This window comes from Pseudoalteromonas phenolica (genome assembly GCF_044788725.1).
GTDB classification, from domain to species: Bacteria; Pseudomonadota; Gammaproteobacteria; order Enterobacterales; family Alteromonadaceae; genus Pseudoalteromonas; species Pseudoalteromonas phenolica_C.
Genome location: NZ_CP173161.1, coordinates 799,733 through 814,385, shown reverse-complemented (window position 1 = coordinate 814,385; position 14,653 = coordinate 799,733). Strand labels below are relative to the sequence as shown.

16 protein-coding genes are annotated in these 14,653 nt (G+C 42.6%); 4 read left to right on the top strand and 12 right to left on the bottom strand.

The genetic code is table 11. The features are described 5' to 3' along the window. Nucleotides 1–7: 7 nt before the first annotated feature. From rlmM to hemA, 12 genes are all read right to left on the bottom strand, one after another. Entirely contained in the window at nt 8–1,093 is a 1,086-nt protein-coding gene (rlmM, locus tag ACH784_RS03820) for a 23S rRNA (cytidine(2498)-2'-O)-methyltransferase RlmM (RefSeq protein WP_404393687.1), read from the bottom strand. 22 nt (nt 1,094–1,115) lie between these two features. Beyond that, on the bottom strand, nt 1,116–1,484 hold the full coding sequence (locus ACH784_RS03815; RefSeq protein ID WP_404393685.1) for a DUF423 domain-containing protein: 369 nt from the start codon (nt 1,482–1,484) through the stop codon (nt 1,116–1,118). Continuing rightward, complete coding sequence (locus ACH784_RS03810; protein ID WP_404393683.1) at nt 1,477–2,103, bottom strand: alpha/beta family hydrolase; 627 nt, start codon at nt 2,101–2,103, stop codon at nt 1,477–1,479. Before ACH784_RS03810 ends, ACH784_RS03815 begins: the two co-directional genes overlap by 8 nt. Continuing rightward, nucleotides 2,100–2,996, bottom strand: coding sequence for a transcriptional regulator GcvA (locus ACH784_RS03805; protein ID WP_138480362.1), 897 nt, complete (start codon nt 2,994–2,996; stop codon nt 2,100–2,102). The genes ACH784_RS03810 and ACH784_RS03805 overlap by 4 nt, the downstream gene beginning before the upstream one ends. A 51-nt stretch (nt 2,997–3,047) precedes the next feature. Further along, nucleotides 3,048–3,902, bottom strand: coding sequence for a 3-deoxy-8-phosphooctulonate synthase (kdsA, locus tag ACH784_RS03800; RefSeq protein WP_390441897.1), 855 nt, complete (start codon nt 3,900–3,902; stop codon nt 3,048–3,050). A gap of 14 nt (nt 3,903–3,916) precedes the next feature. Beyond that, nucleotides 3,917–5,167 (bottom strand): DUF819 domain-containing protein, encoded by a 1,251-nt coding sequence (locus ACH784_RS03795; protein WP_404393680.1) that lies wholly within the window; start codon nt 5,165–5,167, stop codon nt 3,917–3,919. A 20-nt stretch (nt 5,168–5,187) separates the two neighbouring features. Next, entirely contained in the window at nt 5,188–5,988 is an 801-nt protein-coding gene (locus ACH784_RS03790) for a tetratricopeptide repeat protein (RefSeq protein ID WP_404393678.1), read from the bottom strand. A gap of 173 nt (nt 5,989–6,161) precedes the next feature. Continuing rightward, on the bottom strand, nt 6,162–6,536 hold the full coding sequence (locus ACH784_RS03785) for a SirB2 family protein (RefSeq protein ID WP_404393676.1): 375 nt from the start codon (nt 6,534–6,536) through the stop codon (nt 6,162–6,164). A gap of 3 nt (nt 6,537–6,539) precedes the next feature. Continuing rightward, the gene (locus ACH784_RS03780; protein ID WP_404393674.1) at nt 6,540–8,093 is read right to left on the bottom strand and encodes a DUF3369 domain-containing protein; all 1,554 of its coding nucleotides are present in this window, start codon (nt 8,091–8,093) and stop codon (nt 6,540–6,542) included. A gap of 31 nt (nt 8,094–8,124) precedes the next feature. Beyond that, the gene (gene prmC, locus ACH784_RS03775; RefSeq protein WP_404393672.1) at nt 8,125–8,976 is read right to left on the bottom strand and encodes a peptide chain release factor N(5)-glutamine methyltransferase; all 852 of its coding nucleotides are present in this window, start codon (nt 8,974–8,976) and stop codon (nt 8,125–8,127) included. Nucleotides 8,977–8,978: 2 nt separating this feature from the next. Further along, nucleotides 8,979–10,064, bottom strand: coding sequence for a peptide chain release factor 1 (prfA, locus tag ACH784_RS03770; protein WP_404393670.1), 1,086 nt, complete (start codon nt 10,062–10,064; stop codon nt 8,979–8,981). Between the two features lie 4 nt (nt 10,065–10,068). After that, nucleotides 10,069–11,328, bottom strand: a complete 1,260-nt coding sequence (gene hemA, locus ACH784_RS03765; RefSeq protein ID WP_058030805.1) for a glutamyl-tRNA reductase — start codon at nt 11,326–11,328, stop codon at nt 10,069–10,071. Nucleotides 11,329–11,413: 85 nt separating this feature from the next. On the opposite strand from hemA, the gene lolB reads away from it, so the two are divergent. The 4 genes from lolB to ACH784_RS03745 all read left to right on the top strand — a co-directional run bounded on the left by lolB (nt 11,414) and on the right by ACH784_RS03745 (nt 14,640). Next, entirely contained in the window at nt 11,414–12,007 is a 594-nt protein-coding gene (lolB, locus tag ACH784_RS03760) for a lipoprotein insertase outer membrane protein LolB (RefSeq protein WP_404393667.1), read from the top strand. Next, entirely contained in the window at nt 12,000–12,848 is an 849-nt protein-coding gene (gene ispE / locus ACH784_RS03755; protein ID WP_404393665.1) for a 4-(cytidine 5'-diphospho)-2-C-methyl-D-erythritol kinase, read from the top strand. Before lolB ends, ispE begins: the two co-directional genes overlap by 8 nt. Nucleotides 12,849–12,931: 83 nt before the next feature. Then, on the top strand, nt 12,932–13,879 hold the full coding sequence (locus ACH784_RS03750) for a ribose-phosphate pyrophosphokinase (protein ID WP_404393663.1): 948 nt from the start codon (nt 12,932–12,934) through the stop codon (nt 13,877–13,879). Nucleotides 13,880–14,028: 149 nt separating this feature from the next. Then, complete coding sequence (locus tag ACH784_RS03745) at nt 14,029–14,640, top strand: 50S ribosomal protein L25/general stress protein Ctc (protein ID WP_058030809.1); 612 nt, start codon at nt 14,029–14,031, stop codon at nt 14,638–14,640. Nucleotides 14,641–14,653 lie beyond the last annotated feature (13 nt).

Genomic DNA, 14,653 nt, shown 5'->3' with positions numbered 1-14,653 from the left:
GTAAACGTTAGCTGAACAGTTTTTGTGGGATCTTGTGTATTTGCACTTGTACCGTGATCTCCTCACGGTCATGATATAAATGCTTAGCTTGCAAAGTATATTCAATCTCGTACTTAGGTAACTCTTCACGAATTAACTCTAAGCACTGATATACCTCTTCAAAGCGTTTCTTCATGGGTAGCTTTAAGTTAAAGATTAACTCGCTAGCAAAACCATTCACCATCCAATCTAACATTAGATTTGTTACTTTCTTTGGCTTCTCTACCATATCGCATACTAACCAAGTGTTATTGCGCTTTTCTGGTAAGTACTTAAAGCCATCTTCTCTGAAGTGCTTCACCTGACCTGAATCCATTAAATTCTGATTCATCGGCCCGTTATCTATGGCTGCTACAAACATGCCTCGGCGCACTAGCTGATAGGTCCAGCCTCCCGGGCACGCACCTAAGTCAACGGCACGCATACCAGGCTGTACACGCTGTTCCATTTCTTCTGGCGGCACAAAAACGTGAAAGGCTTCGTCTAGTTTCAACGTTGAGCGACTCGGTGCATCACTTGGCATACGTAGACGCGGAATACCCATAAAGAAAGGCGAGTTATTACTCGGGAAAGAGAAACCCACAAATGCCGTATCGTTTGCTAAAAACATCACATGTAATACTGGGCGGTTCTTCTTTACTGCACGAGTCAGCTTGTTTTGCTTTTCTAGGCTTTTCGCAAGCGGCGTTGAAAACTTCTTACAGAATTTTGAAAGCTCTTTGCCTTCATTGGTATCTGGGGTTTCTACACGCAGCTCGCCACATAATGGAAAATCAGCCACCACAGCTTTTACTTCACTGACACGATCTTCTATCGACATGTTGCTGACAAATACACCTGCAAACCACTGTCTTGCGAATACTAAGCTTTGAAAGTCGATTTTCTTAATAAGCAATTCTGCATCGCTTGCTGCATAGGTTTCAAAACTCACATAACCCGTATTAGGTTTGGCTTTAACATAGCCTGCAACGCCTTGTAAGGCTGCATGATGGTTAATTTCAGCTGCGGCATCACTTTCAAAGCCACTACGACAATAAATCACAACACTCGACATAGGTGTTCTCAAATCTCTTTAATTAAAATTTATGCTTGGCTGCTTTAATCATCAAAAGCAACCAACCTAAAATGAAGCACACGCCGCCAATTGGCGTGATCGGGCCTAAAAAGCGCCATTCGGTCAGCGCCAGCAAATATAAGCTGCCACTGAATAAAATGGTGCCAAAGGTAAATAACCAACCTGAAGCATTCAGTTTTAAACCTTGTTTAATCAGCATCGCCACTAATATCAGGGCTAAGCCATGAAACATTTGGTATTCGGCAGCGGTTTTGAAAATATCGACCGCATACTCAGAGGCATGTTTCTTCAAACCATGAGCGGCAAAAGCGCCTAGTATCACCGATAACATGCAATATGCACTGCCTATCAATAAAAATAGTTTAGTCATTCAGGTGTTGCTCTATAAATTCTGCGGTGGCTTTTGCAGCGTCCAGACGATGTGCTTCTTCGCTAAAGCCACTTTTCTTTCGTGGTTTTAGTGAATGATCGCCATCGGCAAAAAATTGAAACATCGGTGCTTTAGCAAATGACATTTGCGCTAGTTCAGCTTGTGTGCCAAAGGTATCTCGCTCACCTTGCAACACTAAAAACGGGCAAGGAATATCTGCAAAATGATCTGTTCTCAGTTTTTCTGGTTTGCCTGGTGGGTGGAACGGATAACCCATAGCAATCACGCCTTTTACAGGTAAAGAGTGCTCTGTCACTAACAATGAGGCCATTCTGCCGCCCATTGATTTGCCACCTATAAATAGAGGTAAATCAGTATCGACTGATGCTAATACTTTTTCGAAGTAGGCAAGTAACTTAGGCGCTCTATCCGGTGGACGGCGCTTACCGGTTTCTTTGGCAACTTGCATATATTCAAAATCGAATAAACCAACTTGAATGCCATGCTCAGTCAGCTTATTAGCCATATCTTGCATAAACTCAGAGTCACTACCTGCCCCCGCCCCGTGGGCAAAAATAAATTGTGCTTTAGGGTTATCAGCTTTAATCCATTGGATCATTCTTGTTCCTCTTGCTCAACCATACTGAGCATCCACTCTTTAAACGAAACGATTTTACCTAACTCAGCTTGCGCCTCTCTCACGACTAGGTAAAACGCGTTTTTACTTTCTAAACTATGACTAAATGGAATAACTAAGCGGCCCGCATCTAAATCAGGTTTTGCTAATACACTGTTACCCAGTGCAACGCCTTGACCGTGGATAGCCGCCTGTAACACCATGGATGAGTGGCTAAAAATAGGCCCTTGGTTCACTGGTACATCACGTACCCCAGCGGTTTTCATCCACGCTTTCCAAGGTCGACGTGACGTATCATGCAATAAGGTGTGCTGGCTTAAATCTGATGGTGCATGGAGCGGCTTGGGGCCGGTTAGTAAAAACGGACTACATAAAGGCACCAAATACTCTTTATGAAGCTGATAGGCCTCTACCCCGTTCCAGTTACCACGGCCATAGTAAATAGCCACGTCTACATCATCCGTTAACGAGTTTTCTTCATCGTCTTGGGCTTTTATTCGCACATCAATTTCGGGATGAAGTTCATGGAACTTACTTAATCGAGGTACCAACCATTGAATAGCAAAGCTTGGTGTTAAACACACCGTCAATGACCCTTTTGCGCCACGCGCTAATAACCTATCAGTGGCATCAACGAGCTGATTAAAAATTTCTTTTATGTCTAAGTAATATCCCTGCCCTTCTTCTGTCAGGAGCAAAGAACGGTTTTTTCTTAGAAAAAGCTTTAACCCTAAATGCTCTTCAAGGGTTTTAATTTGGTGACTGACAGCAGCTTGCGTGACATACAATTCTTCTGCAGCTTTGGTAAAGCTCAAATTACGTGCCGCAGCTTCAAAAGCTTTTAGGGCGTTTAATGGCGGGAGTCTTCTAGACATAATTCTTTAAACCAAACTAAAGAGCAGCAAATTTGCTGCTCTTTATAATTATTATAAGTCGGCTGCGCTTGTATCTAGTGGTTCGAAGCTTTTCACTAAATCGTCCACCGCTTTCATTTGCTTTAAGTAGCCCTCTAACTTAGCCAGTGGTAATGCACAAGGGCCGTCACACTTTGCTTCATTTGGATTTGGGTGTGCTTCAATAAATAAACCAGCTAGACCCAACGCCATACCACTACGCGCAAGTTCAGTTGCCTGAGCACGACGACCATCAGCAGAATCAGAACGACCACCTGGGCGTTGTAGCGCGTGTGTTGCATCGAACATCACAGGTGCCATGTGCTTCATGTCATCCATGCCCAGCATATCAACTACTAGATTATTGTAACCAAAGCTACTACCACGCTCACATAAAATGACTTGGTCGTTACCCGCATCATTGAGCTTTTTGATGATATGACGCATTTCATGTGGCGCTAAGAATTGCGGTTTTTTCACATTAATCACAGCGCCTGTTTTTGCCATCGCCACAACTAAATCTGTTTGACGTGCTAAAAACGCTGGAAGTTGGATAATATCGGCCACTTCAGCAACTGGAGCTGCTTGAAATGGTTCGTGCACATCGGTGATCACAGGGACATTGAAAGTCTTTTTAATCTCTTCGAAAATCTTCAGACCTTCTTCCATGCCTGGACCACGGTAAGAGTTGATTGAAGAGCGGTTTGCTTTATCAAAAGATGCCTTAAATACATAAGGGATGTTTAGCTTGCTGGTTACTTCAACATAGTGCTCAGCAATTTGCATCGCAAGATCACGTGACTCCAGCACATTCATACCACCAAATAATACAAACGGTTTGTCGTTTGCTACTTCAATATCTGCAACTTTTACGATTTGCGTGTTCATAATTTTCCTAAAAATTAACTGCCGATAATGCGTAGCAATTGCCCGCACAACCAAGCCATATATGTACCGAGTGCATAGCCTAATACAGCTAATAATACGCCAACTGGCGCAAGTGCTGGGTGAAAGGCTGATGCCACCACGGGTGCCGACGCCGCACCACCTATATTTGCTTTACTACCCACTGCCACATAAAACACTGGGGCTTTAATTATTTTTGCTACTAAGAATAACAAGCCAATGTGAACGGCCATCCAAATTAAACCAATAACTACATATTTAGGGGCTTCTACAATCTTGGTAATATCCATGTGCAAACCAATGGTTGCAACCAAGATATATAAAAAGCTTGAACCTATTTTTGAGGCCCCCACGGCTTCAAACTGCCTTGCTTTTGTGAAAGACAAACCTAAGCCAACCGTAGTAACAAGTACGATAATCCAAAATAGTTTGCTGTGAAGAGAGAACTTTTTCAGCTCAGGAAAGTGCTCGACAAAGAAAGGAACCAACAAGTCTGCTGCGAAATGCGCAAGGCCCGTAGCACCAAAAGCAAAGGCGATTAAAATCATGATATCGCGCAGTTCTGGTTTGCGAGCATGTTCTGCTTCAAACTTTTGAACTTTATCAATTAAGCGATCAATTGAGCTAGTATCTGCCCCAGTGGCTGCATCAATTTGTTTATGTCTCGCAGCAAGGTAAAGCAAACCTGCCATCCATAAGTTGGCAACGACGATGTCAACAGTCACCATGATGGTAAAGATTTCACCACCTGCACCGTAGATTTCTTTCATGGCAACCATATTAGCACCACCACCAATCCAGCTACCAGCCAGTGCTGCCATGCCTCGCCATACCGCCTCTGGGCCTGCCACACCTAACAACTCGGGCATAAACGTGGCCGTTGCCAATAACGCGATAGGACCACCAATCACTACACCAACTGTGCCTGTCAAAAACATGATGATGGCTTTTTTACCTAAACCGGCAATCGATTTTAAATCAATACTTAAGGTCAATAAGACTAAACATGCTGGCAATAAAAAGTACTTAGCAACTGAGTACACATCGTTGTTATTACCATCTACAATACCAAAGGTATTTAATAATGATGGTAAGAAGTAACACATCAGCAGCGCTGGTACATATTTATAAAACTTACTCCAAAATCCCTCTTTTAAGTTCGACGTGTAAAACACAAACCCTAAAATGATGGCTAGGAGACCTAAGATTACCGCGTTATTGGTGATCAGCGCAGTGCTTGCTTCCATGTTAAATACCTTTGTTATTATTAATGCATCACATGGTGATGATCTGAAAGTTCTTCAATTTGATGCTGAATAATTTCGATTGTCGGATCATCCGGACATTCATCGACGAAAAACTGTAAATCTGCCTTTGCCAATTTTGGACAATTAATCTGATTTAGCAAATACCCTCTATCGCGCCTTTCATAGGGGTCGTCACCTATCAACTCCATTAGCTGCTCAACACAACTTAGCGCATGACCGAATTTATCAGCGGTAATAAACGCCCACTTTTGCTGTGCTAAATAAAGTTTAAATGCCTCGTCACCAAATAATAACTCATGTGGTTCCTCTTCTTTACTGGCATTTTCTGGGTTGATATACCAAGTCTGATTACCACCACATGGTTCAACCATATAACCTTCTTCAGCACTCAGGGCGATATGCACCATGATTTCTCCCTGATGAAAAGACATGTTCACATCAAGATGCGCGCGCTGCAGTAAATGAGTCAAAATGATCGCAAGTGACGTTGCATTACCAGTGCGCATTTTTAAGACATGATTCACACTGTTAAGTTTAAACTCAGCTTCTTCTTGATTACAGCCACTGAACAACCAGCGGGTATAAAACGCATCTAATAACGCATCAATCAGAGTATGAGTTTCGGTATGCTGATGGCATATTTGATCAACTTCGAACTCAAGTTCTGCTAGTTGGCAGTAACTTTCTTCTAAATTGATCTGCGCATCCCATTGACGCTCTGCATCAATGCATCTAAATAACGTATGCTGTGGTATGTAGTCTGCACTACTGTCTTGTTCATCGAACCAGATATCAGTCATAAATACCAAAGACCTTAACTTATTACACTTACATATTAATCGGCTAGTCTAACATTTTTTAGAGCATTTAATGTAGCGTCACAGTAAGGCAATTTACTGTTAATTGATTTCAAAAGGGTTTATCTAATAGAAAATAGACAGGAAAGGAGTAGGCAAAGCCTACTCAAAGACATTTAAAGTACCAATGAAGCCTTGCTACCGGCAAGATAACCGATGAGTATCAAAGACACCGTCACTGCAGCTAATGCGATTACCTGGGTCTTAAATTGCGTCGATTTCGCAACCACAAAACCTAGGCCAATGTACGCAATCACTAAAACGATTTTTTCGATTAGCCAAGGCTGTTGTAAGGGGTTCATGCTCGCCACAACTAGTAAAGCAACCGCTGATACTAACAATAATGTGTCTATCACGTGGCTACCAATAAATACCAATTTATTCTTTGCTAACTTACCAGACATAAAACGAGATACTGTTCTCGTGTAAAACAAAATTATACTCAATAGTGCGAACATCACATGAGTATGCTTAATTGCAATATATTCCATTTTTTAACTACTCGGTTTATCAGGATATTTTATTAAAATAGCTTCTAAATCGTCGATGATATTATTAAATACATCGACCAGTTTAGGATCAAAATGCTTACCTTTTTGAGCATTGATTTCTGTTACGACCTGCTCCAACTCCCAGGCTGGTTTATAACATCGCCTATGTCTAAGTGCATCATACACATCGGCAAGTGCTACTATACGGCCATAGATATGGATATCTTCGCCCTTCTTACCGTTTGGATAACCTGAACCGTCCCATTTTTCGTGGTGATCTTTAGCGATAATTGCGCCAGCATTAACAATTTCTCGGCGTGAATCTTTTAGGATTTCATAGCCTTTTTCAGCATGGGTTTGCATCACTTGCCACTCTTGATCTTCAAGCTTATCAGGCTTATTTAAAATCGCATCAGGAATACCCACCTTACCCACATCATGAAGTGGCGAGGCCATACGCACTAACTCGGCATCTCGCCTCGATAAACCATAAGCATCAGCAAGTGCATAACAAATGTGTGCAACACGTTTAACATGGTTGCCCGTCTCTGTAGAGCGCTGTTCTAGTGCTTCACTGAGCCTGTAAACCAGTTCTTGCTGGGTGTCTTCAACTTCGGCCTGCAGTTGCACATTCTCATAAGCCAGTTGCACGTTCTGCGAAAAGATTTCAATTAAATGTTTTTGTGTATCGGTAAGAAAATCAGGAATGCCTGATACAAACAACATAGAGCTGTGATTAAACTCACTGGTACAGTAAGCAAATAAATAATTATCTTTATAAACTATGCTTTTTTCTTGTAGTGCAGTAGAACAAGCTTGGAGTTGCTCTTGAGTAAGCACTTCGGAAATCGGTTTCCCTTCACAAGATTCAAACTCACCCCGTCCAGTAAATACCACCAGTTGATCTGCATTGTGCGTTGAATCATTGCTAGCAACGAGTGATGTGGCATAGATAGCTTCATCGACAGTGCCTAGTAACGAGGTCAACTGCTGAACTACACCTTTAATAAAATGATCAAGTGAATGGGTAGAAAAAATATCTCGAGAAGCACAAATGATCTTTTCTAGTCCTTGGCGAGACTGCTCTATGGCTAATATGTCACGGTAAGAGCGCAAACTCGACATCACGACTGTAAATAACTTCTGTGCTGTCAGTTCTGTCTTAGATTTATAGTCGTTGATGTCATAATTAACGATAACCTGTCTCTCAGGCGCTTGGCCTGGTTGACCGGTTCTTAAAATGATACGAATGTGATTGTTTTTTGCGGTTTCTCGAATGAACTTAGCAACTTGTAAACCCGCATCGTCAGTTTCCATCACCACATCAAGTAATACAATTGCAGCATCTGGATGCGCTTGGATCACTTTACGCGCTTCCTCACCTGAGTATGCACTAATGAACTCTAACCGTTTCTTTTGAAACTCGAAGTCACTTAAAGCAAGCTTTGTCACCGCGTGAACTTCAGGCTCATCATCAACAACAATTACTTTCCAAACGCCATTGCTATCGGGCTCTACAACATCGTTTGGCTCATCTGAAAACAAAAAATCATCCATACGCGGGATCCTATTTACACACAGGGCTTTATTATTGCTTGCCTTGCCATTGGGCCATGGTTACTCGATCACAGCCTGCCATATCTTTTATAGTAAGTATATTGCTATACGCCATTTGTGCAAAAAACTCTTTTAATAACAGCGCTTGTTGATAACCATGTTCAATCAGTAAATATCCATTAGGTGCCAGATATTGCCGCGCTTGCTCAATGATTAGCTTAATATCTGCCATACCATTATCTGGTGCAACTAATGCACTTTTTGGTTCAAAACGCACATCACCTTGGCTTAAATGCTCATCAAGTTCATCAATATACGGCGGATTACTGACAATAAGATCAAATTGTTGGCTTGGTACAGCACTGAACCAATCGCTTTGCATAACGGTGACATTATTTAAGGCGAGTTTTTGTTGGTTTCGCTTTGCAAGCGCAACGGCTTGCTCAGAATAGTCGACCGCAGTGACCTGCCAATTAGGCTGCTCTGATGCCAGCGATAAAGCAATGGCACCGGTGCCAGTCCCCAAATCAAGCATTTTTGTATCTGCAGGTAAATCTAAACTCAACGCTTTTTCAACTAGTGTTTCGGTATCAGGTCTTGGAATTAACGTAGAATTATTGACTTCAAGTTCTAAACTCCAAAACTCGCGCACACCGACTAAATGAGCGACAGGGTGACCTGTTTCTCGCTCTGCGATCAGCTTCTCAAATGCGCTCAATTGCACATCAGTAAGTTCGGCTTCAGGCCAAGCAAATAGATAGCTTTTGGGCTTTTCAAGAACATGAAGCAATAAAACTTCAGCGTCTAGTTTTGGTGAGTCAGAGGTATTTCGAAGAGTTTGGGTTGCCCAAGCGATTGCTTGGGCGACGGTTAGGTTTTCCACGATTACTCGTCACCCATTGCTGCTAATAAGTCAGCTTGGTGCTCAAGTAATAATGGATCAATCACGGCACCTAGTTCACCAGCTACAATCTCATTCAGACGGTAAAGTGTTAGGTTAATGCGGTGATCGGTAATACGACCTTGCGGGTAGTTGTAAGTACGAATACGCTCTGAACGGTCACCACTACCTACTAGGTTACGACGTTCAGATGCCTCAGCTGCTTGGCGCTTTTCATCTTCAGCTTGTTGTAGGCGTGCACCTAGTACAGAAAGTGCTTTAGCGCGGTTTTTGTGCTGAGAACGCTCATCCTGACATTCAACAACCACACCTGTCGGAATGTGTGTGATACGAATTGCAGAATCCGTTTTGTTAACGTGCTGACCACCGGCACCCGATGCACGGAAGGTATCTACTTTTAAATCTGCTGGGTTAATTTGAATCGCTTCAGCTTCAGGGATTTCAGCCATTACTGCTACCGTACATGCAGACGTGTGAACACGGCCTTGAGATTCAGTTTCAGGCACACGTTGAACACGGTGCGCACCCGATTCAAACTTCAATTTACCGTAAACACCTTCACCACTGATGTGCGCGATAACTTCTTTATAGCCACCATGCTCGCCTTCGTTGGTGCTAACAACCTCAACTTTCCACTTTTGCGTTTCAGCATAGCGGCTGTACATGCGGAATAAATCACCAGCGAAAATTGCGGCTTCATCACCACCTGTACCTGCACGCACCTCAAGATAAACATTGTGGTTATCTTTCGGATCTTTTGGCAGCATCAAAATTTGTAGTTCATCTTCAAGGGCCACAATGGCTGCTTTTGCTTCTTTATATTCTTCTTGCGCCATCTCACGCATATCAGGATCAGAGTCCTTCAGCATTTCTTCAGCTGTCGCCACATCGTCTTGGGCTTGCTGGTAAGAAGCAAACGCTTTAACTACGTCTTCAAGTTCTGAGTATTCTTTTGATAAGGCACGGAAACGATTTTGATCGCCAATAACTTCTGGATCACTTAGCATCGCTTGCACTTCTTCATAGCGCTCAGCTAAGGTCTCTAATTTACGATATACAGACTCTTTCATTAATTTACTTTTCCTGCTCGATTCCTAATGTTTGTTTAAGCACGGCCAATTTATCGATATCACCCTCTTGCGCCGCGGCCTGTATTGCCCGAGTTGGTGCGTGAGTTAAACGATTTGTGAGCTTGTTAGCCAATTCAAGCAACACTTTTTCGGCTGATTTGCCTGATTGTAGCTGATTTACAGCCTTTTCTACTAATTCTGTTTTTACTTCTTGCGCCGAGTCTCGATACTGTCGAATAACATCAATCGACCCTTGTGAACGTTGCCACTTTGCAAATTCATGGGTTTTTTGCAGTATGATTTCTTGCGCTTGCTCTGCCGCTTGCTCACGGCTTGCCATGTTTTCGTTGACGATGGCTTGTAAGTCATCAACTGAGTAAAGGTAAGCCGCATCTAACTCGCCTACCTGACTTTCAATATCTCTCGGTACCGCAATATCAACAAACAACATTGGCTTATAACGGCGTTGTTTAAGTGCTTGCTCAACCATACCTTTACCGATGATAGGCAACGTACTAGCCGTTGAACTAATGACAATATCAGCGTCATGTAATTTTTCTGGTAATTGCGCCAATGAAATCACATCCGCTTCGACTTCTTCAGCTAAGTTTTTAGCACGCTCAATTGTTCTATTCGCAACCGTGATGGCTTTTGGGTGTTGTTGATATAAGTGTCTGGCAACCAACTCGATGGTCTCACCTGCGCCAATTAATAACACCTTGGTTTTATCTAGTTGACCATAAATGTGTTTAGCTAAGTTAACTGCCGCATAGGCAACAGATACTGCACTGGCACCAATATCGGTTTCAGTTCTTACTTGCTTGGCGACTGAAAAAGTTTTTTGAAATAAACGCTCAAAAGTGGGTAACACACAGTCATGCTGCTTTGCACTGTTGTAAGACTGTTTGATCTGACCAAGGATCTGTGGCTCGCCTAACACTAAAGAATCCAAACCACAGGCTACGCGCATTAAATGATTTATGGCGTCTTGGTTTTGATGAATGTAGACATTATCTTCAAGTTGTTCAGTGTCGATACAGTGAAAATCAGCTAACCATTTGAGAAGCGCTTGGGAATTGCTATGCTCAAGGCTACAATACAGCTCAGTTCGGTTACAGGTCGAGACAATCACGGTCTCTTTAAACTGCTCAGAGCTCGCCAATTGCGACAATGCGTTTGATAATTGCTCAGGTGAAAACGCCACTTTTTCGCGTAATTCAACTGATGCTGTTTTGTGATTAATACCAAGTGCGATAATGGTCATAGCTACCAATAAATTGCTCGAGCCCTGCTAGAAAGCCGAGAATTTTATCAAACATCCTGCAAATATGGAAAGGAAGGAACAACATTTGAAACAAATTCATTTGATTTTGCTCATGTTTTTTTTATTTATCAGTGGCTGTGCCCAACGAATAACAGAGCAAGACGCCCCCCAGACTGATTGGCGGTCGCAATTAGAGGCACAAAAAAACTGGAAAGCCAGTGGCAAAGTCGCGTTTATAGCCCCCGATGATCGACAATCTGTCAACTTTAATTGGCAACTGAAAGAAAGTCGTCAGCATCTAATTTTATCTAGCTTTATTGGCACGCAATTACTCGAATTAGTCGAGCATGAAGATCACAGTGAAATGGCTTTTCAAGATGAGCAATATATTGACCAAAGCAGCAGTGAACTAATCACAAGAATAAGTGGCTTTCAATTACCTTTTGAGAAAGCACCACTTTGGTTAACCGGTGCCATTCGTAGTGACAATAATCAATATGATCCGCAATCACGGCTTAAGTCTGCAAAGTGGACAGATGAACAAGGTAAAACATGGCTTATTAACTACCAAAGCTACCAAATGGTTGATGGCTTTTGGGTACCAAAACGAATTTCACTTACCCAAGATAAATTAAGAATAAAAATTCAACTCAATTCATGGCAATTTAATAATGAATAATTTGACTCTAACAGCACCAGCAAAACTTAATCTGTTTTTACATATCAATAATCAACGGGAAGACGGCTATCATGAATTAGAAAGTTTGTTTACCTTTTTAGATTTTGGTGACGAATTAGAGTTCAACTTAACGAATGACAACCAAATTAGTATTATTGGTGATACCAATAATATCAAAACCGAAGACAACCTGATCTTTAAAGCGGCTCAAGCCTTGTTGCCATACAAGCAAACAGAGCAAGGCGTATCGATTGGCTTAAAAAAATGTTTGCCCATGGGCGGTGGTGTTGGTGGTGGTTCATCCGATGCAGCAACCACTTTATTAGCGCTAAATTCATTGTGGCAATGTCACTTAGACCTAAACACCTTGGCAGAAATAGGCTTAACACTTGGTGCGGATGTACCTGTCTTCATCAATGGTAAAACCGCCATTGCACAAGGCGTTGGTGAAAAACTCAATGCCGTTGAGATTGAGCACAAATGGTATTGCGTGGTGTTCCCCAACGTGCATATTAGTACGGCAAAAGTCTTCACTCATCCTGATTTACCAAGAAATACCCCTAAACTAACCAGTCAGTGGTTTATGGAAAATACCACTAACGATTGTGAAGCTCTGGTTAAAAAGCTCTACCCCGAGGTTGAAAAGACCCTGCAGTGGTTGCTAAAATACGGCCCGTCAAGAATGACTGGGACGGGAGCGTGTTGTTTTGTCGAGCTAGACTCTGAGCAAAGCGCACGGCGTGTACTCTCTGAATTACCCAATGCTTGGCAAGGGTTTATCGCCCCAAGCCATGCTGTATCACTGGCCCATCGCCAGTTAGCGTCATGGCTTAAAGAGTAGAAGTAAAATTGTTTAAGTTAGCCTGTTTTGACAACGTCATTGCATGTTAGTCCAAAAAATTTCAGTGCCTGAGGAACCCTACCGTGCCTGACATGAAGCTCTTCGCTGGTAACGCAACGCCTGAGTTAGCTCAAAAAATTGCGAAACGTTTATTCATCGAGTTAGGTGATGCTGTTGTTGGTCGTTTTAGTGACGGCGAGATCAGTGTTCAAATCAATGAGAACGTACGTGGATCGGATGTTTTCATTATTCAATCAACCTGTGCCCCTACAAACGACAACTTAATGGAACTGATCGTGATGGTTGACGCTTTGCGTCGTGCATCAGCGGGTCGTATCACAGCTGTTATTCCTTACTTCGGTTATGCGCGTCAAGACCGTCGTGTTCGCTCAGCCCGTGTACCAATCACAGCTAAAGTAGTTGCAGACTTCCTTTCAAGCGTTGGTGTTGACCGCGTATTGACTGTAGATCTGCACGCAGAACAAATTCAAGGTTTCTTCGATGTACCTGTAGACAATGTTTTTGGTAGCCCTGTGCTGCTTGAAGATATGCAATCGCGTAACTTCGATGATGTTGTTGTTGTGTCTCCAGACATTGGTGGTGTTGTACGTGCTCGTGCAATTGCAAAGTTACTAAATGATACTGATCTTGCTATCATCGACAAACGTCGTCCGAAAGCAAACGTATCTCAAGTTATGCACATCATTGGTGATGTAGAAGGCCGTGACTGTATCATCGTTGACGACATGATCGACACAGGTGGTACATTATGTAAAGCAGCAGAAGCACTTAAAGAGCATGGCGCTAAACGTGTATTTGCTTATGCAACGCACCCTGTACTTTCTGGCGCTGCGGCAGAAAACCTTCGCAACTCTGTTATTGATGAAGTTATCGTAACTGACTCAATCACGTTAAGTGATGAGCTTCGTTCAATCGATAAAATTAAAGTATTGACCCTTGCAGACATGCTGGCTGAAACAATTCGCCGCATCAGCAACGAAGAGTCAATCTCGGCAATGTTTACACACTAAACAACGCCCACTTTAACAAAAAGCACCTTCGGGTGCTTTTTTTGTTTAATTTACCATCCAGCGGTGGTATAGTAGCGCGCCTTTTTAAGGTAGAGGATTTGGTCGCGAGTCCTCTAATCATTAATTTAACTTTTATTTTGGAGACATCCATGTCTAACGAATTATACACTTTAGAAGCAGAAGTACGTGAAGTTTTAGGTACTGGTGCGAGCCGCCGCCTACGTCACGCTGATAAAGTACCAGCGATCCTTTACGGTGCTGGTAAAGATGCAGTTGCTTTAACGCTTGACCACAACAAAGTAATCAAAGCACAAGAAGATGAAGGTTTCTACACTCACATCCTTACACTAAACATCGGTGGTGAGTCTGTTGAAGCGATCCTTAAAGACATCCAACGTCACCCGTTCAAGCCTAAAGTAACTCACTTAGACTTCCAACGTGTTGACGCTGCTCACAAGATCCACACTAAGGTTCCTGTACACTTCATCAACGAAGAAGCTGCTGCGAAAGGTGGTAACACTATCGCTCACCACGTAACTGAAATCGAAATCACTTGTTTACCAGCTCAACTTCCTGAGTTCGTAGAAGTAGACGTAGCTGCAATCGAAGTTGGTGCAACTGTACACCTTTCTGACGTAGCTCTACCTGCAGGTGTTGTTTCAGTAGAACTAGCTAAAGGTGCAGACCACGACCAAGCAGTTGTTACTGTAAACGCTCCTAAAGGCGCTGCTTCTGAAGAAGCTGAAGAAGCTGCAGAATAATTTCTAAGGTGTT

What these genes read in the sequence shown, in the direction of transcription:
- ACH784_RS03790 (WP_404393678.1), bottom strand. Translation starts at nt 5,988, where the DNA reads ATGACTGATATCTGGTTCGATGAACAAGACAGTAGTGCAGACTACATA.
- ACH784_RS03785 (WP_404393676.1), bottom strand. Translation starts at nt 6,536, where the DNA reads ATGGAATATATTGCAATTAAGCATACTCATGTGATGTTCGCACTATTG.
- hemA (WP_058030805.1), bottom strand. Translation starts at nt 11,328, where the DNA reads ATGACCATTATCGCACTTGGTATTAATCACAAAACAGCATCAGTTGAA.
- rlmM (WP_404393687.1), bottom strand. Translation starts at nt 1,093, where the DNA reads ATGTCGAGTGTTGTGATTTATTGTCGTAGTGGCTTTGAAAGTGATGCC.
- kdsA (WP_390441897.1), bottom strand. Translation starts at nt 3,902, where the DNA reads ATGAACACGCAAATCGTAAAAGTTGCAGATATTGAAGTAGCAAACGAC.
- ACH784_RS03815 (WP_404393685.1), bottom strand. Translation starts at nt 1,484, where the DNA reads ATGACTAAACTATTTTTATTGATAGGCAGTGCATATTGCATGTTATCG.
- ACH784_RS03795 (WP_404393680.1), bottom strand. Translation starts at nt 5,167, where the DNA reads ATGGAAGCAAGCACTGCGCTGATCACCAATAACGCGGTAATCTTAGGT.
- ACH784_RS03805 (WP_138480362.1), bottom strand. Translation starts at nt 2,996, where the DNA reads ATGTCTAGAAGACTCCCGCCATTAAACGCCCTAAAAGCTTTTGAAGCT.
- ACH784_RS03810 (WP_404393683.1), bottom strand. Translation starts at nt 2,103, where the DNA reads ATGATCCAATGGATTAAAGCTGATAACCCTAAAGCACAATTTATTTTT.
- ispE (WP_404393665.1), top strand. Translation starts at nt 12,000, where the DNA reads ATGAATAATTTGACTCTAACAGCACCAGCAAAACTTAATCTGTTTTTA.
- ACH784_RS03780 (WP_404393674.1), bottom strand. Translation starts at nt 8,093, where the DNA reads ATGGATGATTTTTTGTTTTCAGATGAGCCAAACGATGTTGTAGAGCCC.
- prfA (WP_404393670.1), bottom strand. Translation starts at nt 10,064, where the DNA reads ATGAAAGAGTCTGTATATCGTAAATTAGAGACCTTAGCTGAGCGCTAT.
- ACH784_RS03745 (WP_058030809.1), top strand. Translation starts at nt 14,029, where the DNA reads ATGTCTAACGAATTATACACTTTAGAAGCAGAAGTACGTGAAGTTTTA.